General features: G+C 75.3%; 17 protein-coding genes. 12 read left to right on the forward strand and 5 right to left on the reverse strand.

What is annotated here, in order from left to right:
* Window positions 1-183 precede the first annotated feature (183 nt).
* Window positions 184-1143, reverse strand: coding sequence for a helix-turn-helix transcriptional regulator (locus ACFQ79_RS11900; protein ID WP_383581769.1), 960 nt, complete (start codon window positions 1141-1143; stop codon window positions 184-186).
* A gap of 194 nt (window positions 1144-1337) precedes the next feature.
* Between ACFQ79_RS11900 and ACFQ79_RS11905 the strand changes: the two genes are divergently transcribed.
* The 3 genes from ACFQ79_RS11905 to ACFQ79_RS11915 all read left to right on the forward strand — a co-directional run bounded on the left by ACFQ79_RS11905 (window position 1338) and on the right by ACFQ79_RS11915 (window position 4877).
* On the forward strand, window positions 1338-2327 hold the full coding sequence (locus tag ACFQ79_RS11905; protein ID WP_383581772.1) for a zinc-binding dehydrogenase: 990 nt from the start codon (window positions 1338-1340) through the stop codon (window positions 2325-2327).
* Window positions 2324-3484 (forward strand): winged helix DNA-binding domain-containing protein, encoded by a 1161-nt coding sequence (locus tag ACFQ79_RS11910; protein ID WP_383581774.1) that lies wholly within the window; start codon window positions 2324-2326, stop codon window positions 3482-3484. The genes ACFQ79_RS11905 and ACFQ79_RS11910 overlap by 4 nt, the downstream gene beginning before the upstream one ends.
* Window positions 3485-3602: 118 nt before the next feature.
* On the forward strand, window positions 3603-4877 hold the full coding sequence (locus tag ACFQ79_RS11915; protein WP_383581776.1) for a hypothetical protein: 1275 nt from the start codon (window positions 3603-3605) through the stop codon (window positions 4875-4877).
* Window positions 4878-5150: 273 nt separating this feature from the next.
* Here ACFQ79_RS11915 and ACFQ79_RS11920 read toward each other — a convergent pair whose 3' ends face one another.
* Window positions 5151-6008: a methyltransferase domain-containing protein gene (locus tag ACFQ79_RS11920; RefSeq protein WP_383581778.1), complete on the reverse strand. Its 858-nt coding sequence runs from the start codon at window positions 6006-6008 to the stop codon at window positions 5151-5153.
* Window positions 6009-6110: 102 nt separating this feature from the next.
* On the reverse strand, window positions 6111-6629 hold the full coding sequence (locus tag ACFQ79_RS11925) for a GNAT family N-acetyltransferase (protein WP_383581780.1): 519 nt from the start codon (window positions 6627-6629) through the stop codon (window positions 6111-6113).
* A 254-nt stretch (window positions 6630-6883) separates the two neighbouring features.
* On the opposite strand from ACFQ79_RS11925, the gene ACFQ79_RS11930 reads away from it, so the two are divergent.
* The 3 genes from ACFQ79_RS11930 (at window position 6884) to ACFQ79_RS11940 (ending at window position 10788) form a co-directional block, all read left to right on the forward strand.
* Window positions 6884-8143, forward strand: a complete 1260-nt coding sequence (locus ACFQ79_RS11930) for a sulfite oxidase (protein WP_383581782.1) — start codon at window positions 6884-6886, stop codon at window positions 8141-8143.
* Window positions 8144-8285: 142 nt separating this feature from the next.
* Window positions 8286-9518, forward strand: a complete 1233-nt coding sequence (locus ACFQ79_RS11935; protein ID WP_383581784.1) for an aminotransferase class I/II-fold pyridoxal phosphate-dependent enzyme — start codon at window positions 8286-8288, stop codon at window positions 9516-9518.
* Between the two features lie 208 nt (window positions 9519-9726).
* Window positions 9727-10788, forward strand: coding sequence for an MBL fold metallo-hydrolase (locus ACFQ79_RS11940; protein WP_383581786.1), 1062 nt, complete (start codon window positions 9727-9729; stop codon window positions 10786-10788).
* Window positions 10789-10921: 133 nt separating this feature from the next.
* On the opposite strand, the gene ACFQ79_RS11945 is transcribed toward ACFQ79_RS11940, so the two are convergent.
* Both ACFQ79_RS11945 and ACFQ79_RS11950 read right to left on the reverse strand, forming a co-directional pair.
* A complete protein-coding gene (locus ACFQ79_RS11945; RefSeq protein ID WP_383581788.1) occupies window positions 10922-11581 on the reverse strand; it encodes a DedA family protein in 660 nt (219 codons plus the stop codon).
* Window positions 11582-11627: 46 nt separating this feature from the next.
* A complete protein-coding gene (locus ACFQ79_RS11950; protein ID WP_383581791.1) occupies window positions 11628-12407 on the reverse strand; it encodes an MBL fold metallo-hydrolase in 780 nt (259 codons plus the stop codon).
* Window positions 12408-12553: 146 nt separating this feature from the next.
* Here ACFQ79_RS11950 and ACFQ79_RS11955 point away from each other — a divergent pair, with 146 nt between their 5' ends.
* The 6 genes from ACFQ79_RS11955 to ACFQ79_RS11980 all read left to right on the forward strand — a co-directional run bounded on the left by ACFQ79_RS11955 (window position 12554) and on the right by ACFQ79_RS11980 (window position 19848).
* The gene (locus ACFQ79_RS11955) at window positions 12554-12970 is read left to right on the forward strand and encodes a hypothetical protein (RefSeq protein ID WP_383581793.1); all 417 of its coding nucleotides are present in this window, start codon (window positions 12554-12556) and stop codon (window positions 12968-12970) included.
* Window positions 12971-13298: 328 nt separating this feature from the next.
* Window positions 13299-15467, forward strand: coding sequence for a phage holin family protein (locus ACFQ79_RS11960; RefSeq protein WP_383581795.1), 2169 nt, complete (start codon window positions 13299-13301; stop codon window positions 15465-15467).
* 65 nt (window positions 15468-15532) lie between these two features.
* Window positions 15533-17020 (forward strand): amino acid permease, encoded by a 1488-nt coding sequence (locus ACFQ79_RS11965; RefSeq protein ID WP_383581797.1) that lies wholly within the window; start codon window positions 15533-15535, stop codon window positions 17018-17020.
* Between the two features lie 373 nt (window positions 17021-17393).
* On the forward strand, window positions 17394-17696 hold the full coding sequence (locus ACFQ79_RS11970; protein WP_383581799.1) for a hypothetical protein: 303 nt from the start codon (window positions 17394-17396) through the stop codon (window positions 17694-17696).
* Window positions 17697-17756: 60 nt separating this feature from the next.
* Window positions 17757-17921, forward strand: a complete 165-nt coding sequence (locus ACFQ79_RS11975) for a hypothetical protein (RefSeq protein ID WP_383581801.1) — start codon at window positions 17757-17759, stop codon at window positions 17919-17921.
* Window positions 17922-18066: 145 nt separating this feature from the next.
* On the forward strand, window positions 18067-19848 hold the full coding sequence (locus ACFQ79_RS11980; RefSeq protein ID WP_383581804.1) for an alpha/beta hydrolase: 1782 nt from the start codon (window positions 18067-18069) through the stop codon (window positions 19846-19848).
* The last annotated feature ends 12 nt before the right edge of the window (window positions 19849-19860 follow it).

A 19860-nucleotide genomic window follows, 5' to 3' on the forward strand; every position in this document is an offset into this window, starting at 1 on the left:
GTGCGGGCATCCGCGATTCCGGCACGGGGAACCCCGCTTCTCGGGCACCTGTGACGGCTGCCTCTGCGGATCCTTCGAGCTGCCCCCGGCTCCGGCCCTCGCGGACGAGCCGCCCCCGCCCCCGGAGCCGGACCGCACGCCCCACCCCGGCTGCCCCCTCCAGGACCCCGACTGCATCGGGTATCACGACGTCTTCTGAGCGGTCGCGCGGAGGAAGCGGGCACCCCACTCCCGGACGTGCGCCGCGAACTCCGGCGGCCCCAGCACCTCGAACTCGGCTCCCACGTTGCCCAGCGCCTGCGTCGGCCAGTCGAGGGACGTCGAGGTCATGGTGAGCCGGCAGCTGTCCCGGCCGACCGGTTCCACCGTGCCCCACCGGCCGACCGTCTGCCGCACCCGCGCGGCGGGCGCGTGGACGAGGACCTCGACCGTGTGCGGCACCGGAGCCCCGCTCGCCGCCCGCACGAAGGCCGCGGCGTCCTCGGCCGGGAGCGGACGCGGCCGGAAGCGGGCTCCGGTCGCCGTCGGCCCGGTCAGCCGGTCGAGGCGGAAGCTGCGCCAGTCCTGCCGGTCCAGGTCGTAGGCGACCAGGTACCAGCGCCCGCCGAGGGCGACCACGCGATGCGGCTCGACCTCGCGTTCGGTGACCGCGGAGCCCCGGGCGGTGTAGCCGAACCGCAGCCGCTCCTCGTCCCGGCACGCCTGCGCGACGGTGGTGAGCACCGCCGCCGCGACGGCCGGCCCGGGCGCCGCGGCGGAGACGGTCACCGTCCGCAGGGCGTCGACCCGGGCCCGCAGCCGGGGCGGCAGGACCCGCACCACCTTGGTGAGCGCCCGCAGCGACGCGTCCTCGATCCCCGAGATCCCGCTCTGCGCCGCGTCGCCGATGCCGACGGCGAGGGCCACCGCCTCCTCGTCGTCGAGCAGGAGCGGCGGCAGCACGGCGCCGGGCGCGAGCTGGTAGCCGCCGTCCGTGCCACGGGCCGCGCCGACCGGATAGCCGAGCTCGCGCAGCCGGTCGATGTCGCGGCGCAGGGTCCGCTCGGAGACCCCGAGCCGTTCGCACAGGTCGGGGCCGGTCCAGTGGCGGTGGGTCTGCAGCAGGGAGAGCAGCCTGAGGGTCCGTGAGCTGGTGTTCGCCATGCCGGAATACTGCCCGGAGTTCCGGCCGGAAAGTGACCGGAAGGGTCCCTAGAGTCGATGTCGAGGGCACCGGACCGGACCGAAGAGGCCGGACCGGCCAGGGTCGGACCGGACGGAGCCGGGTCGGACGGAGCCGGACCGGATCGCCACCGGTGCCCCGCCACGCGACCGATGTGAGGATTGAGGACCAAGAAATGATCACTCGTGAGATCCGGCTGGCCGCTCAGATCACCGGCGTCCCGACGCCCGGCCACTTCACCGTCGCCGAGACGGAGGTGGACGGCGAGGTCCTGGTGCGCACCGAACGGGTCGGGCTCGCCGCGACGTACCTGGAGCTGATGCGGGCCGACTCCACCCTCCCGGTGCCGCCCTGGCAGCCGGGGCGGCGGGTGGGCGTCGCCACCGTCGGCACGGTCGTCCGGTCCGCGAGCCCCGCGCTCGCCGCCGGCGACCTGGTCCGGTCGATGACCGGCTGGAGCGAGTACTCGGCGGGCCCGGCCGCCGCGTACGACAAGCTCGACCCGTCGCTCTTCCCCGACGTCGGCCATCACCTCGGCCAGGGGCCGACCGCCTACTACGGGACGGCCGACGTCGCGGCCGTCGGCGAGGGCGACGTGGTGTTCGTCTCCGGCGCGGCGGGCGGGGTCGGTTCACTGGCCGGTCAGATCGCCCGGTGTCTCGGCGCGGCGCGGGTGATCGGCAGCGCGGGAACCCCGGCGAAGGCCGCGTACCTGGTGAACGAGCTCGGCTTCGACGCCGCGTTCGACTACCACGACGGCTCCCCGGCCGACCGGCTCCGGGAGCTGGCGCCCGAGGGCATCTCGGTGTTCTTCGACGTGGTCGGCGGCGAGCAGTACGACGCCGCGCTGCGCGCCGCCCGGCCCGGGGCGCGGTTCGCCCTGTGCGGCTCGCTGTCGAGCCAGCTCGGCGACGCGGCGGACCGCTTCCCGGAGCCCGACCGCGCGGCGGCCGAGGCCAGGGGCGTCGACCTGCTGCCGTTCTCCTGCCACCTCACGCCCGAGCAGTTCGAGGCCTGGCAGCGACACTTCCGTGCGTGGCTGGGCGAGGGCCGCCTCGTCCACCCGCAGACGGTCGTCGAGGGCGGCATCGAGGACGTGCCCGGCGCGTTCCTCTCGCTGCTCCAGGGGGCCTACCGGGGCAACGTCTCGGTGCGTCTGTCGTGACCGCCCTCTCCCTCCGGGTCCTGAACCGGGCGCTCCTCGACCGGCAGTTCCTGCTCGCCCGCACCGACCGAACGCCGCTCGACGTGATCGGGCGTCTGGTCGCCCTCCAGGCGCAGGAGCCCAACTGGCCCTACGTCGGCCTGTGGAGCAGGATCCACGGCTTCACCCGGGCGGATCTCACCGCGCTCGTCGAGGACCGGAGGGTCGTCCGGTCCGCCCTGCTCCGCAGTACCCAGCACCTCACCGCGGCCGGCGACTTCCGCCGCCTGCGGCCGCTGGTGCAGCCCGTGCTCGACCGCACCGCCGGCTCGTCGTACTTCACCCGGAACCGCGCCACCGGGCACGGCGCGGGCCTGGACGCGGAGTCCCTCGTCACCGAGGGGCTCGCCCTGCTCGGGGGCGGGACGTTGCCCCGCAGGGAACTGGCCCGGCAGCTCGCCGAACGCCACCCCGGTCACGACGGACGGATCCTGGCGGGGGAGGTCGAGCTGCGGACTCCGCTCGTCCACGATCCCGCCACGGGCTCCTGGGGTGCCTGGGGCAACCGGTCGGCGATCTCCGTCACGCCCGCCGAAGCGTGGCTCGGACGGCCACTCGCGATCGCGGCCACCGGCGACGGCGACGGCGACGGCGACGGCGACGGCGACGCGGCGAAGGAGCTGATCCGCCGCTACCTCGCCGCCTTCGGCCCGGCCGGCGTGAAGGACGTCCAGGCCTGGTGCGGGCTGACCCGCCTGGGCGAGGTCGTCGCGGAGATGGGCGCCGAGCTGCGCCGATACTCCGGCCCCGGAGGCGGGGAGCTGTTCGACCTGGCCGGCGCGGAGCTGCCCGACCCCGAGACCCCCGCCCCGGTGCGACTGCTGCCCGCGTTCGACAACGTCCTGCTCGGCCACGCCGACCGGACCCGGATCATCGGCGACGAGGACCGTCCCCGCGTGATGCCGGGCTCGGCGCAGGTCCGGCCCACCTTCCTCGTGGACGGCCGGGTGCACGGAACGTGGTCACTCGACGCCGGAACCCTGCGACTCGCCCCGTTCCGCCCGCTCCGCGCCACCGACCGGGCGGCCCTGGACGAGGAGGCCCACCGGCTGCTGCCGTTCGTGGGCGCCACCACGGTGACCCACGACGACCGGCCGCCCGCCACCCGACCGCGCTGATCCCCGCCCCGGCACCTCCGGCGGAAGGGGCGCCGGACGCGCCTTGCGCCGACCATGGGAAGGGGCGTCCTTCGCGCCGGGGGGCGCCCCTTCCGCCCGGGAGGCAGGAGGTACGGGAATGGCGCGCACGCGGGAGGTCTACTTCTACGACTACGCGGCCGACTTCGGGCTCAGCGGACTCGCCGGCACCCTGTGCGCCCGGTCGACCCTCCGCCTCGACGGTGCCGTGGTCCTCGACGTCGCCGCGTCCGAGGCGGAGGACGACGACCACCGGCTCGGCGCGGACGTACGGCTGCTCCTGGAGTCCCCGCTGCCGGACGACGTGCTCCGCACCGTGTGGCTGGCGGCCGTACGCCGCTGCTTCGACCCCGCGGAGGAGGGCACGGACACCCGGACCTGGCTGGACGGGGTCGCGGAGCTGTGCCCTCCGCGCGCTCCGGAGCGAGACCCGTACGAGGCACGGTCCCTGGACGCGACACGGCCCGTCGTGCCGGAGGAGGAGCTGCGCACGACCGTGGCCGCCGAGATCGAGTCGGCCGCCGCCGGTCTCGGGCTCCGTGTCGCCGTACCGGGCATCGTCCCGGCCCTCCTCCGGGTCGTGCGGGAGGCGGACGCCGACCTCGGGCTCCGGCTGTTCCTCAGGGCGCTCAAGGCGTACTCCGTGCCGGTCGACGCGGACGCGTACGACCGGCTGCTCGCCCTCGGGGACGCGCTGGCCTACCCTCCGGCCGCCGTCCACGAGGGACTGACCGTGCGCTGGCGCCCCCTCGACCCGGGCCGTCGCGACTTCGCACACGGCCGTTTCGGGCTGCCGGAGCTCGCGTCCGCGCTCCGCGGGACCGAGTGGATCCACGCGGGCACCCCGCGCGAGCACATCCAGCGGGTCGCCGACGACGCCCCGGGACACCCTCCGGGGGCCTACGCCGCGGTGCTCCTCGACGACGCCTGGCGGCTCCTCGACTCAGCCCTGCCGGAGGAGGCGGTCGGCCTGCTCTGGAGGACCGCTTCGGGGCGCCCGCACGTCCTCGACCAGGACGAGTTCGACGCGGACGGGCGGGCCTGGCTGGAGCAGGTCTCCCAGGTGTGCCACGCCCACCTCGCGGAGGTCGACCCCGCCTACGCGCCCTTCCTCTCGCCCGCCAGGACCGATCTCACGGAGGCGGTGCTGCGGGAGGTGCGCGAGGCGGTGCACGCCGACGCGGAACGGCTGCGCGGGGTGGCCCGGGTCCTGGAGGACGTGGTCACCGCGGTCGACCCGGACCTCGGCTTCCGCCTCCTCCTCCAGCTCCTGGACACGTACGCGGCGCCCGTCGACGAGGCCCGGAACGCCCGCCACCGGGCGCTCGCCGACCGCCTCGGGTTCCGCGGCGACCACGGAAGGGCCCAGCGGTGACTACGCCGGGCCGAGCGTGACCATGCCCGGGCCGAGCGTGACCACGCAGGGCCGGGCGGGGACCACGCCCGGGCTGGGAGGTCACTACGCAGGGCCGAGCGTGACCACGCAGGGTCGAGCGTGGCCATGCCCGGGCTGGGCGGTGGCGGTGACCACGCCGGGCCGGTTGGTGACCACGCCGGGTTCGGCGGGAACCGCCCCGACGGCCGCTTCTCCCCGGATGCGCCGAAGCCCGCCCCGCCCGCCCCGCCCGCCCTCCGGCCCGCGGGCCGGTCAGGACACCCGGCACACGATCTCGCCGTGCGGGACCATGAACCAGGCGTCCTCCCGCGTACCCCACTCCCGCCAGGCGTCCGCGATCTCCGTCAGCTGCTCCTTCGTCGCGTGGCCGCCGGTCACGGCCAGGTCGGCGTAGCCGGAGCCGGTCGTCCGGTCCGCCCACAGGCCGCTCCACCAGGCCCGCTCATCGGGCGTCGCGAAACACCAGGTGCCGGCGGTCGTCGTGATGTCGGTGAAGCCGGCCTGCCGTGCCCAGGAGAACAGCCGCCGTCCCGCGTCCGGTTCGCCGCCGTTGGACCGGGCGACCCGGTGGTACAGGTCCAGCCAGTCGTCCAGGACGGGCCGTTCGGGATACCAGGCGAAGGCACCGTAGTCGCTGTCGCGGGCCGCGACGATCCCGCCGGGGCGGCACACCCGCCGCATCTCGCGCAGCGCCCGCACCGGGTCGCCGACGTGCTGGAGCACCTGGTGGGCGTGGACCACGTCGAAGGAGTCGTCGGGGAAGTCCAGGGCGTGCACGTCGGCGACGGCGAACTCGACGTTCTCCAGGCCGCGTTCGGCCGCGACGGTACGGGCCTTCGCCAGGACCTCCTCCGCCGCGTCGACCGCGGTGACCCGGCCGGGGGCGACCAGGGCGGCCAGGTCGGCGGTGATGGTGCCGGGTCCGCAGCCCACGTCCAGGACGTCCAGACCCGCGGAGAGCGCGGGCAGCAGATAGGCCGCGGAGTTGGCGGCGGTCCGCCAGTTGTGCGAGCGCAGGACCGACTCGTGGTGGCCATGGGTGTAGACGGCCGTCTCATGGGCCGTCTCGTGGCCCGTGGGCTGCGCGGAGGAGGTGGAGGCATGCGTCATCGGAGCGACTCCCTCGGTGTGGGTGCGTGCTCACCACCGTACGCAGGGATGTCGCATGATGAGATCCGTGTCTTGAGATGTGGACAAGGTCGGTGTGGTGGCTCAGGTCAACAGGTCCCCCCGGTACCGGAGTTCTTCGAGCATCCGGCCGCCCGTCTCCTCCCGCACGGCCTCCCCGTCCGGGCGCCAGCCCGCCGCCTCGTAGAAGCGGCGCCCCCGCGCGTTCCCCGCGAACACCCACAGCACCGCCGTGCGGAACCCGGCCGCCACCAGGGCCTCCGTGGAGGCCGCCAGGAGGGCCCGCCCGACTCCCGTGCCCCACACCTCCGGCAGGGCGTAGAGGGCGGCGAGTTCGGCCGTGGTCCGCGGGTCGAACGCGTCGTCCGGCCAGGCGCGGAGACAGGAGAACGCCCGCACCCGCTCGTCGGGGCCCGTCTCGACCAGGACCGTGGGCCGTCGCGGGGCGGTGAGACGGGCCCGCCAGGTGGCGGTGCGCTCCTCCACGTCCAGGGCGTCCAGGTAGGGGCCGGGCAGCAGGTCGCGGTAGGCGGCCCGCCAGGACAGCACGTGCGCGGCTGCGATGCCCGCCGCGTCCTCGGGAAGGGCCTCTCGAATCGGCATGCCGCATTGTCGTCCGCACGACACCCCGGCCGCCTCGCAATTTCGGGCCGCCTCCCGGACCCGCCTTCACAGTTCCGACCCCTCGCCGCGTCCGCCTCCGCACCTGCGGTCCGCCGGACCGGCCACCGTCCGGACCGACCTGACGAACCCCCTGTGACAGCACGATGAACGGCCCGTCCCGACCGCCCTTCCGCCCCTAGGATCGGCCGCGCCGCCGCCCGGTGGCGCGCCTCTCCCACCCGCCGAGGAGTCCCGTGCCGAACTCGCCCGCGCCCGCCCGCCGTTCCGTGCTGAAGGTCCTCGCGGCGGCCCCGGCGGTCTCCGCCCTCGGCGGGCTCGCCACCGCCACCACGGCCTCCGCGGCATCCGGGCACGCCCTCGCGAACGCCCCCGCACGCGCCACGGCCGCCGGAGCCGCCGTCCCCCTCGCCGCGCCCGGGATCGTCAAGGCCCTCCCGGCCGAGTACTTCACCGTCCGGGGCACCAACGCCGAGGCGCGTTTCGACGGCTTCGGGGACACCGGACGCCTCACCCCCGTCGACCGCTTCTTCGTCCGCAACCACACCACCACCCCCGTCCTCGACGCCGCCGACTGGCGCCTGACCCTCTGGGGCGACGGCCTGCACGGCCGCAACCCGGTCCACTTCACCTACGGGCAGCTCCGGGACCTGCCCTCCGTCACCCGGACGGCCCTGATCGAGTGCGCCGGGAACGGCCGCAGCCTCTACGCGAGCCAGCAGGGCCAGCCGGTCACCGGCACCGCCTGGACCCTCGGCGCCGTCGGAGCCGCCCGCTGGCGCGGGGTGCGCCTCGCCGACGTGCTGCGCAAGGCCGGGATCGCCCGCGACGCCGTCGACCTCCAGCCGCGCGGCCTCGACGACCCGTACGTCTCCGGAGGGATCGACTACGGCCGGGTCCGCCGCCCGCTGCCGGTCGCCAAGGCCTTCGACGACGTGATCCTGGCGTACGAGATGAACGGCGAGCCCCTCCCGTACGACCACGGCCATCCGGTGCGGCTCGTGGTGCCCTCCTGGGTCGGCATCGCCTCCATCAAGTGGCTCGGCGACATCGAGGTCTCCACCCGTCCGCTCAGCTCGCCCTGGTCCACGGACTGGTACCGCCTCTTCGGCGACGCCCACCCGGCAGGCGGCAGCGCCCCGATCAGCCGTCAGACGGTCAAGTCCGGCTACCAGCTCCCCTTCGGCGCCACCCTGGAGGCCGGGCGTCTCCACCGGCTGACCGGCAGGGCCTGGTCCGCGCACGCCCCCGTACGCGCGGTCGAGGTGTCCACCGACGGCGGCGCGCACTGGCGCCGGGCCCACCTCCACGACACCCCGCGGCGGGACGGCTGGGTCCGCTGGAGCGCGCCGTGGCTCCCGCGCGCCACCGGACCGGTCACCCTGCTCTCGCGGACCACCGACACCGCCGGCAACACCCAGCCCGAGCGGGCCGTCCACAACACCCAGGGCTATCTCTTCAACGCGATCGTGCGCCACCCGGTGACCGTCGTCTGAACCGAAGCCTGAACCGAAGCCTGAACGATCGTCCGCGTGATCGCCTGAACCGACGCCTGGAGCGGCGGAAACGGCCGAACCTTCGTATAAAGGGCACGGGGGTGCCGTGCCGGCGCCCCCGTGCCCTCAGGAGGTACGGGACATGCGGCAGACGGCTCCGGACGGCCGTGGCCCGGTGCGCTACGGCCCTCCCGCCCCCGACACCGGCCTGCCCGTCCTGCCCGGACTCGCCGGGCTCCTCGCGGCCGCCGCGGGACGGACCGCCCCCGAGCCGCCCGGCGGCGGCCCCGTGCTGCGCGAGGCCGCCTCCGGCTACTGGTGGCGGCGCGGCCTGCGCACCCACCCCGAGGACGTCGTGGCCGGCCCCGGCGCCCCCGCGCTGCTGCTCGCCCTGATCGCCGCCCACGGCGGCGACCTCCTGCTGCCCCGGCCCTGCCCCGCCTGGTGGACCCCGCAGGCCCGACTCCTGGGCCGCCCGGCCTACCACGTACCGACCCCCGCCGAGGCCGGCGGCGTCCCCGACCCGTACGCCCTCCTGGAGACCGTCCGACGGATCCGCGCCGAGGGCGGCACCCCGCGCGTCCTCCTGCTCTCCGTCGCCGACGACCCCACCGCCACCGTCGCCCCGCCCGAACTCGTCCGCGAGGCGTGCGAGGCCGCCGTCGCCGAGGGACTGCACGTCATCAGCGACGAGACCTGGCGCGACACCCGCCACCACCCCGAGGACACCGTGCTCCTCAGCCCCGCCGAGATGTGCCCGGACGACGTGACCGTCCTCTCCGACCTCGGGGGTGCCCTCACCCCGGCCGCCTGGCCCTGCGCCGTCGCCCGCTTCCCGCCCACCGACCCGTCGCGCGCCGACCGCTGGACCGATCGCCGCGCCCGCGTCCTCGACGTACTCACCGCCCTCGGGGCCGTCGTCCCCGGGCCCGTCGCCCCCGCTGCCGCGCACGCCCTGGACGAACCCGAGGACGTCACCGTACGAGCCCGGCGCGCGGCCGCCGTCCACGGCCGGCTGGCCGCGGCCGCGCACCGCGCGGTACTCGCCGCCGGGGCCCTGGCCCGGCCGCCGCAGGCGGGCCGCCACCTGTACGCCGACCTCGGGCCCCTGCGGGCCGGTCTCGCCGCCCGGGGCGTCACCGACTCCCTGGAGCTGGAGAGCCACCTCGGCGCGCGCCTCGGCGCCCCCGCGACCGGCGGCCACCGCTTCGGCGACGAACTCGGCGCCCTGCGCGTCAGGTTCGGCACCGGCATGTTCCTGGGCGGTACGGAGGAGGAACGGGCGGAGACGCTCGGAGCGAGGGACCCGGAGACGCTTCCCCATGTGGCGGCGAAGCTGGCGGAGTTCGGAGGAATGCTGGAGGAACTCCGGTGACAGCACCCCCGGTCGGCCGCCCGCCGAAGCGACCCGCGCACGCCGCGGGAGCCGTGGTCGTACGGGTCCAGCGCACCGTACGGACCGTGAGCGCGGTACGGACCGTGCGCACCGTACGGGCCGGCCGCCCCCGCCCCTCCGCATCACCCGGACCAGACCGACCACCCTCCGCACGAGCCGAACCATCCGCGCAGAACGGAGCCCGCAGATGACGGAACGGACGGCACACCCCACGCGGGCCGCCCAGGCCGCCCCGTACCAGCCCGATCCCGCCACCGCTCCCGCCCCTTCCCCCGCGCCCGCGCCCGTCCTCCATCCCGTCGGCCGCCTGCGCCTCGACTGGCCCCGCAGCTTCTCCGACCGGCTCACCGCCCCGCTCCCCGGCGTGCGGGCCCTGGCCCGCCTCGCCCGCGAGGGAGCCGTACGCCCCCGCCCCGAAGGCCTCCGTGACATCCCGCTGCTGCCCTTCGAGCCGGGTCCGCTGCCGCCCGCCGGACCCGACACCCTCGCCGTCACCTGGGCGGGGCACGCCAGTTGGGTGCTGCGGATGGGAGGGCTCACCGTCCTCACCGATCCGGTCTGGTCCCGCCGGATCTTCGGCACACCCGCCCGGCTCACCCCCGTCGGCGTCCGCTGGGAGGACCTGCCGCGCATCGACGCCGTCGTCATCAGCCACAACCACTTCGACCACCTCGACGCCCCGACCCTGAAGCGGCTTCCCCGGCACACCCCCCTCTTCGTCCCGGCCGGCCTCGGCCGCTGGTTCGCCCGCCGCCGGTTCAGCCGGGTCACCGAACTCGACTGGTGGGAGGCGGCCGAACTCGACGGCGTGCGCTTCGACTTCGTCCCCGCCCACCACTGGTCCAAGCGCACCCTCCTGGACACCTGCCGCTCCCTGTGGGGCGGTTGGGTGCTCACCGACCGCTCCGGGCGGCGTGTCCACTTCGCGGGGGACACCGGGTACGGCCACTGGTTCGCCGAGATCGGCCGCCGGTACCCCGGCATCGACCTGGCCCTGCTGCCGATCGGCGCCTACGACCCCCGCTGGTGGCTCAGCGACGTCCACACCGACCCGGAGGAGGCGGTCCGCGCCCACCAGGACCTGGGGGCGCGGCGGATGGCCCCGATGCACTGGGCGACCTTCGTGCTGTCCTCGGAGCCCGTCCTCGAACCCCTCACCCGGGTCAGGACCGCCTGGGAGCAGGCCGGGCTGCGCCGCGAGGACCTGTGGGACCTGCCGGTCGGCGGCTCACGGGTGCTCGCGCCCTGACAAGGGCGTGCCCCCACCCCGCCCCCACCTCCCGTGCCCCCGGGCCCACAGCCCGACACCGCGGCCCGGCACCACACCCAGGCACCGCGGCCCGGCACCGCGCCCCGAGGCCTCGCCCGACTCCGCCCCGCGCCTACCGCCCCGACGCCTCGCCCACCTTCGCCCGCGGCCCCCGGAACCGCCGCCACAGCCCCGGGACGGCGCTGATGAGCACGGTGAGGCCGACCGCCGCGACGACACCCTGCCAGGGCTCCGGGAACAGCGAACCGCCCAGGATCCCGATCAGCTGGTACGTCGCCGCCCACGCCAGACAGGCCGCCAGGTCGCCGCGCACGAACCGCCGCAGCGGCATCTCCGACAGCAGACACGCCAGCATCACCGGGATCCGCCCCGCCGGCACGAGCCGGGACAGGACGAGCACCGACACCTGATGCGTGTCGAGCCGCTCCTGCGCGTGGGCGAGCCGCTCCGGCGTCACCCGGCCGCGCAGCGCGGCGAGCCACCGCGAGCCGTTGCGGGAGCGCACCCCGCGCTGCCCCAGCCAGTACAGGGCGGTGTCGCCGAGGAGCGCCGCGAACGCCGCCACCAGGAAGACGAAGAGCAGCGCGAGCGGCGAGCTCTGGTGGAAGGCGACCACCGCCGCCGAACTGACGATCGCGCCCGTCGGCACGACCGGCACCAGGGCGCCGAGCGCCACGAGGAGGAACAGGGAGGGATAGCCGACGGCCTGCTGCGTCGACTCCGGCGGCAGCTCCCGCACCGCCGTCACGACCCCGGTGAGCCCGTGGATCACCGGCCGCCCCCCGACCGCGCCGTCCGCCCACCCCTCGTCCGCCGGCTCACCGGGCCACCTCCGGACGTACCCGCTCGCCGTGCCCGAGCAGATGGACGGCGACCTTCGGCGCCAGCCGCGCCGCGTGCCGTACGAACTCGTCGCCCGGCGCGTGGAACTCGTGCGGTCTGATCCCGTCGAGCCCGATCGGCCAGTACGTGCCGTAGTGCACCGGGACCGCCGCGGCGGGCGACAGCGCGGCGAGCGCCTCGGCCGCCCGGCCCGCGTCGAGATGGCCGTGCCCCAGATACGGGCCCCAGCCGCCGACCGGCAGCAGCGCCACGTCCACCGAGCCCACCGCATCCGCCATCCCGTCGAAGAGGCCGGTGTCCCCGGCGAAGTACGTCCGTGCCTCGCCCTCGACGACGTACCCGAGCGCAGGGGCGCGATGCGGTCCCACCGGCAGCCGCCGTCCGTCGTGGAGCGCCGGCACGGCCCGTACCGTCACGCCCTCGACCGTCACGGTGTCGCCCGGTTCCACCTCGGTGAGCCGCAGCCCGTTCCCGTCGAGCCTGCGCAGCCCCGGTACGGCGGCGGGGGCGCCGCGCGGCACGACGAGGAGCGTCCCGGGCGCGAGCCGGGCCAGCGACGGCAGGTGCAGATGGTCGGAGTGCAGGTGCGAGACGAGGACCGCCTCGGCGACCGCGGCCTCGGGCGGCGGCAGGGCGCCGCGCCGCCGCCGCAGGTGCGCGAGCCGCCGCGCGAACAGCGGATCGGTGAGGAAGCGGACCCCGGAGTCCTCGACCGTGCAGGTCGCGTGACCCCACCAGGTGACCTCCACCGGCATGCCGCCCTCCGTCGTCTCGGGTTCCGGCCGTCGTCCACCGCCGTTCACGATGTCCGCGCTCGTACCCTCACTCCGTATCGAGGGTAAATGTCCGGAGCGGGCGCCGGAGGATGTTCGGCCGTCCCGTCCCGCAGTAGGGTCGGCGCATGGACGACGTTCGGGTGGCGGCGATCGCCAGCCTCACCCCGCTCGAAGAGCTGGACAGCGACCCCTTCCTCGTGGACACGCGCCGCCAGCACGCGGTGTGTGCGCGCTGGGCCGACGACAAGGGGTACGTGGTCGCCCGCCAGTTGCTGTTCTACGGGATCCGGCCCGATCACGAGGCCCTGTGGGTGGACGTGGAGGCGGGGGCGGTCGACGTGTTCGTCGCCGCCAACGAGCGGGTCCTCGCGCGCGCGTTGACCTCCGTGCCCGGCTTCCGCGCGGAGTGCGCGCGGCGCGGGGTGCGGGTGGAGACCGCCTGTTCCGACGGGCCGGCGTGCGAGCCGGAGTACGACGCGGCGGCCAAGGCGGGGGTCCACCGGCGGCTCTCGATGCCGACGGCCGGGTACGACGGCTGCTGAGACCGCCTCCGCGCGCCCGGCGACCCGGCACGGCGCCCCGACGGAGCGATCCGTGGCGGCGACCTCTCCCGCGACCTCATGTACGACTTCTCGTACGTCTTCACGCGCGCCCCCGCCTACGCCTTCACGCGCCCACCCGCCTACGTCTTCACACGCGCTCCCACCCGTGTCTTCACGCGCGCTCCCACCCACCTCTTCACACGCGGTCCGACGTACGCGGCACGTACGACCTGACACACCCGGGCCGATCGCCGTCACTCGTTTTCCCCGCCACCCGTGGGCGTTGTGCCACGCTTGAGGCAGGAAACGGGTGAAAGGTGTAGCGGGCGTGGGTGACGGGCGATGGGGTGGCGCCGACCGCTGGCGGTCCGCGGGCGGGGCGCTGGGGCGGGTGATCGTGGTGTGGGCGGTGTCGACGCTCACGATGCTGATCCTCGCCGGGCTGCTCCCCGACTTCGAGCTGCAGTCCGCCGGTGGCGACACCTTCACGAGGACGGCGCTCACCGCCGCCGCCGCGGCCGGCGCCTTCGGCCTGCTCGGCGCCCTCGTGTGGCCGGTGATCGTGCGGGGCCTGCTGCTGGTCCCCGCGCTCGTGCTCGGTCTGCTCGTGTTCTTCCTCAACGGTTCGATGCTGCTCGTCGCGCTCTGGCTGATCCCCGACGGGCGGGGCGCCGCCAACCCCGAGACCGCCGTCGTGGTCGCCGCCGTCATGTCCGCCGTCGCCTCCGCCACCTCCACCGCCCTCGCCGTCCGCGACGACGACGCCTACCGGCGCAGGCTCTACCGGCTCACCGGCCGCACCCGGCCCCGCGCGTCGGACGACGCGCCCGAGCACGTCCCCGGGACGGTGTTCCTCCAGCTCGACGGCGTCGGCCACGACGTCCTGCGCGGCGCCGTCGCCGACGGGCTCATGCCCACCGTGGCGTCCTGGATCGACGCGGGCCACCGGCTCACCCCGTGGCGCACCGACTGGTCCAGCCAGACCGGCGCGAGCCAGCTCGGCATCCTGCACGGCTCCAACGAGGACGTGCCCGCCTTCCGCTGGTACGAGAAGGACACCGGCCGGCTCATGGTGTCGAACCGCCCGGCCAGTGCCGTGGAGCTCCAGCGCAGGGCCGTGCGCCGCACCGGGGACGGCGGCCTGCTCACCGTCGACGGGGCCTCGCGCGGCAACCTGTTCAGCGGCGGCGCCGACCAACTCGCGCTCGTCCTGTCGATGGCAGCCCGCCGCGGCCCGCGCAACCGCTCGCGCGCCGGCTACTTCGCGTACTTCTCCGACCCGGCCAACGCCGTCCGCACCGCCGGATCGCTGGTCGCCGAGTGCGGCCGCGAGGTGTTCCAGTCGACCCGGGCCCTGCTGCGCCGCGAGACCCCGCGGGTCTCGCGCGGCGGCACGTACCCCTTCGTGCGCGCCTTCGCGACGGTCGTGGAGCGGGACGTCGTCGTCTCGGCCGTGATGGGGGACATGCTCGCCGGGCGGACCGCCGTCTACGCCGACCTCGTCGCCTACGACGAGGTCGCCCACCACTCGGGCCCGCACGGCCGGGACACCGACCAGGTCCTGCGCCGCCTCGACCGCTCGATCGCGCTGATCGCCACCGTCGCCGAGCACGCGCCGCGCCCGTACCGGATCGTGCTGCTCTCGGACCACGGGCAGAGTCCCGGCGAGACCTTCGAGGGCGCGTACGGGCTGACGCTCAAGGACCTGGTCAGGGCCGGGTGCGGCCTTCCGGTGCCGCGCCGGGTTCGCAGGATCCGCGGGGGGTACCCCCGGACGGAGTCCGGGGGAGGGTCGGAGGCGCGGGACGCGGCCAGGGACGCGCTGCGCCTCGCGCTGCACCGGCCGGTGGACGAGAGCGGGGAGACCGCGAAGGAGCTGCCCGCCCGGCTCTCCGAGCCGCTCGTCCTGGCCTCAGGCAACCTCGGTCTCATCTCGTTCCCCGACGTGCCCCACCGGATGACCCGGGAGGAGATCGACCGGCGTCACCCGGCGCTGCTCCGCGCCCTCTCCCACCATCCGGGCATCGGATTCGTCCTGGTCGCGAGTGCCGAGCACGGCTCGGTGGTGCTGGCCCGCGACGGGGTGGAGGTGCCGGTCGCCGATCTCGACGACGGGGGACCGCTCGCCGTCTTCGGCCGGGGCGCGGCGCGGGCGGTACGGCGTACGGACGGTTTCCCGCACGTCGCGGACATCATGGTCAACTCGATGTACGACCCGGCGACGGGCACCGTGCACGCCTTCGAGGAGCAGATCGGCTCGCACGGAGGCCTCGGCGGCGAGCAGTCGTATCCCTTCCTCCTCTCGCCGCCGGAGCTGTCGCCGCCGGTCGGGGCGGGGGAGGAGCTGGTCGGCGCGGAGCAGGTGCACCGGGTGCTGCGGCGCTGGCTGCGGGAGTGCTCGGGGCCGCAGGTCCCGCTGGAGATTTCGCCGCCCACGGACGGATCGGAATCACTTCTTCCGGTTGATGGGCCGGTCACACAGGACAAAAACCGCTGATTTGGACGCCTGTTCGCCGCTACCGGACGATGGCCCGGAATGTACGACGGAAGGCGCACCACCGCATGAGCACGGCCACCACAACTCCACAGAGCGGCACCGAAGCCCCGGGGACCCCAGGGCTCACCGAGGCCACCGGAACCCCCAAGGCCACCGGAGTCACCGGAGTCACCGGAGTCACCGGAGTCACCGGAACCTCCGGAGCCGCCGGGGGAGACGGCAAGCACTCCCGCCGTTTCGGCCTCCCCGTCGCGACCGCCCTGGTCATGGGCAACATCATCGGCGGCGGAATCTTCCTGCTGCCGGCCTCCGTCGCCCCCTACGGCACCATCAGCCTCGTCGCCTTCGGCATCCTCACCCTCGGCGCGATCGCCCTCGCCCTCGTCTTCGGCCGCCTCGCCCACCGCCACCCCAGGACCGGCGGACCGTACGTCTACGCCCGCGAGGCCTTCGGCGACTTCGCCGGATTCCTGACGGCCTGGTCGTACTGGATCACCGCGTGGGTCTCCAACGCCGCCCTGGCCGTCGCCGCCGTCGGCTACCTCGACGTGCTGATCCCGCTGCACGGATCGATGCCCGCCACCCTCGCCGCCGCGCTCCTCGTCCAGTGGCTCCCGGCCCTCGCGAACCTCGCCGGCACCCGCTACGTCGGCGCCGTGCAGATCGTCGCGACCGTGCTCAAGTTCGTCCCGCTGCTGCTCGTCGCCGTCGGCGGACTCCTCTTCTTCGACAGCTCCAACCTCGGGCCCTTCCGGGCCGGCGACGAGAGCGCACTCGGAGCCGTCTCCGCCTCCGCCGCGATCCTGCTCTTCAGCTACCTCGGCGTCGAGTCGGCCGCCGTCAGCGCCGGAGAGGTCCGCGACCCGCGCCGCAACGTCGGCCGCGCGACCGTCCTCGGCACCCTCGCCGCCGCCTTCCTCTACCTGCTCACCACCCTGTCCGTCTTCGGCACCGTCCCGCACGAGCGGCTCGTCGCCTCCAGCGCCCCCTTCACGGACGCCGTCAACCTCATGTTCGGCGGCTCCTGGGGCGGCACGGCCGTCGCCTGCATGGCCCTCGTCTCCATGCTCGGCGCCCTCAACGGCTGGACCCTGCTGAGCGCCCAGACGCCCTACGCGGCGGCCCGCGACGGCCTCTTCCCGAAGGTCTTCGCCAGGAAGCGGCGCGGGGTCCCCACGGTCGGCGTCCTCGTGACCGTCGTCCTCGCCTCGCTGCTCACCGTCTACAACTACACGGCAGGCACCGCGGGCGTCTTCGAGACCCTCGTCCTCGTCACGACCTTCACCGCCACCGTGCCCTATCTGCTCTCCTCCGCCGCGCAGTTCCACTTCCTCCTCTCCGGACAGTCCGACCGGGTCCACCGCCCCCGGCTGATCCGCGACACCGTCCTCACCCTCGCGGCCTTCGGCTTCTCCCTCTGGCTGGTCGCGGGCTCCGGCTACGCAGCCGTCTACCAGGGCGTGCTGTTCCTCTTCGTGGGCGTGCTCGTGTACGCGGGGATGTCGGCCCGCAGGCGGCGCGCGGCCGCGGATGAGGGGACGACGAGCTCCTGACCGGCGTGTTCGCCGCCCATGCGGTGACGTGATCGCCGCCCGTGCGGTGACGTGATCGCCGCCCGTGCGGTGAACCGGTGAATCACGGTCCCCACCCGTAGGCCGCCCGGGCGGATCTCGGGCCGGACACGCGTGTCGGGACCCCGGCGGGGCAGTACGGATCTCCGTGAGCCCCGCGCCCGAGCCGACCACCGCGCCGCCCGCCACCCCGGCGGGCCGCCCGGCGCGCGCGAGGCAGGGGGCCGCGCGGCAGGTGTGCGCGCGACCGGGGTGTGCGCGACAGGACTGCGCGCGGCAGGACTCCGCGCGACCGGGGTCCTCGTGGCCCGGGTGGCGGCGCCGTTGCCCGGCCTCCGGCCGGCGCCTCTGGGTCGTGCTGCTCCTCGTCCTCGCCGCGCTGATCGGCACCGGGGCCGCCGGCACGCTCACCGGCGGGGCCGAACTCCGGCCCGCCGCCGCCTCCCCGGCCTCCGACCCGAGCGGCGAGACCCACGACCCGGCCGGCACCGAGGCCGGACTGCCCGGCCGCTCCCGCCGGCACCGGACGGGCATCCGCCCGGTCCGGCACCCGCGCCGCCTCCCGTACGGCGCCCGGGACCGGCGACGCACCCCGGCCCACGTCCCCGTCCCCGGCCCGCGCGGCGACGCGCTCCGGTGCGTGGTGATGCGCTGCTGAGAGGCCCACGCCTCTCCGCAGCCCCGACATCACCCCCCCCGCACCACGAGGAGCTCCGCCATGCCCGTCGACCCGTTCGCCGTTCTCCAGGCCCTGCTGCGCGCCGAGGCCTCCCGGTCCCAGCGCCCCGAACGCCGGGCGCCCGAGCCCGCCGCCCCGGCGGCCGATCCCGCCCCGGAGCCGGCACCCGAGCCGCCCGCGTACCGGGACGAACGCCTCCGCTGACCCTCCGTCACGCCCCGACGCGGGCCGCGGCGAATCCGATTGCGTACCGGTGTCCGGGCGTACGAGGGTGTTCCGATGACCTCGACCGACCCGGAACACCAGCCCCGATCGGTCCGCCGGACCCGCGTCCGGCGAGGAGCGGGAGGTGCTGCGGGGACCCGGGGCCACCGCCGGCCCCCCGCCTCGTCCGCCCTTCCCGCGCCGCGCCGCGGAACGGCTCCTCGCCTTCGCGCGGCGACCCTACTGGGACCGCCCGGACCCCTCGTACCGCATCCGCCGCTGGCCCGACCTCACCGCGCTCTGCCTCGCCACGGTCTTCTTCTGGTCGAGCCTGACCCCGTCCCTCGTGCCCCGCCCCTGGTACCTCCAGGGCCTCGTCGGCGGGATCACCGCCGTCATCGGATACGCCCTCGGCTCCGGCCTCGCCTGGCTCTACCGGACGGTCGCCCCGTGGCGGCCGCCCACCCGGTTCCGTACCCGCTGCTGGCAGGCGTACTGGCTGCTCAGCCCGGTCCTCGCCGTCTGGTTCATCTCCGAGAGCGCCCGGATGCAGCGTCAGCTCCGGGTCCTCCAGGGGCTCCCGCCCGCCCTCACCTGGCACACGCCGATGATCGCCCTCATCGCCCTCGGCCTGCTGCTCGCCGCGCTCCTCGTCGCCCGCGCCGTCCGACTCGGCTCCGTCACCCTGATACGACAGCTCGGCCGGCTCATGCCCCGGCCGGTCGCGTTCGCCGTCGGCGTGGTCGTCTCCGCCCTCCTCGTCCTCGTCGGCGTCCGCGACATCGTCTTCGACCGAGGAGTCGTCGACATCGCCGACCGCATCGCCGAGGCCACCAACGGCGGGACCAAGGAAGGCATCAGACGCCCCGCCTCCCGGCTCGTCTCCGGCGGACCGGGCTCCCTCATCCCCTGGGAGGACCTCGGCTACCAGGGCCGTAACTTCGCCGGCTCCACCCCCACCCGCGACACCCTCAGCGCCTGGACCGGCCGGCCCGCCCGCGACCCCGTCCGCGTCTACATACCGTCCGCGCTGCCCGCCGCCTTCCAGGACGACAGCCCCTTCGCCGCCCAGGCCAGGCTCGCCGTCCGCGAACTCGAACGCACCGGCGCCTTCGACCGCGCCGTGCTCGCCGTCGCCGGCACCACCGGCACCGGCTGGGTCGACCCGAACGTCGCCGAGGCCCTGGAGTACATGTACGAGGGGGACAGCGCGATCGTCGCCGTCCAGTACTCGTACCTCCCCAGCTGGGTCTCCTTCCTCGTCGACAAGGAGAAGGCGGGCCAGGCCACCCGGGCCCTCGTCGACGCCGTACGCGCCAGGCTCGACACCCTCCCCGACGGCCACCGGCCCCGGCTCGTCGTCACCGGCGAGAGCCTCGGCGCCTACGCCGTCGAAGCCTCCTTCGACAGCGCCGACGACCTCCTCGCCTCCACCGACGGAGCCCTCCTCCTCGGCGCCCCCGACTTCTCCCCGATCTCCCGCGAGATCCGCCGCGACCGCGACCCGGGCAGCCCCGTCTGGCGCCCCCAGTACCGGGACGGCGCCCACATCCGCTTCGCCCAGTTCCCCGAGACCGACCTCGCCCGCCCGGCCGCCGCATGGGAACACCCGCGCGCGGTATATCTGCAGAACGCCTCCGACCCCGTCGTCTGGTGGTCGCCCGACCTCCTCCTCGACAGGCCCGCCTGGCTGGACGAACCCCTCGGGCCCGACATCACCCCCGAGATCACCTGGTTCCCCTTCGTCGCCTTCTGGCAGACCTCCGTCGACATGGCCGTCTCGTACGGGGTCGACGCCCCGCACGGCCACCGCTACGGCGCCGGAGCCGTGGACGGCTGGGCGGCCGTCCTCCCCCCGCCCGGCTGGACCGCCGCCGACACCACCCGGCTGCGCGCCTTCATCGGCCACCGGCCGGCGGCGTACTGAGACCGGGCAGCG

Source organism: Streptomyces sp. NPDC056480 (assembly GCF_042795405.1).
Taxonomy (GTDB): Bacteria; Actinomycetota; Actinomycetes; order Streptomycetales; family Streptomycetaceae; genus Streptomyces.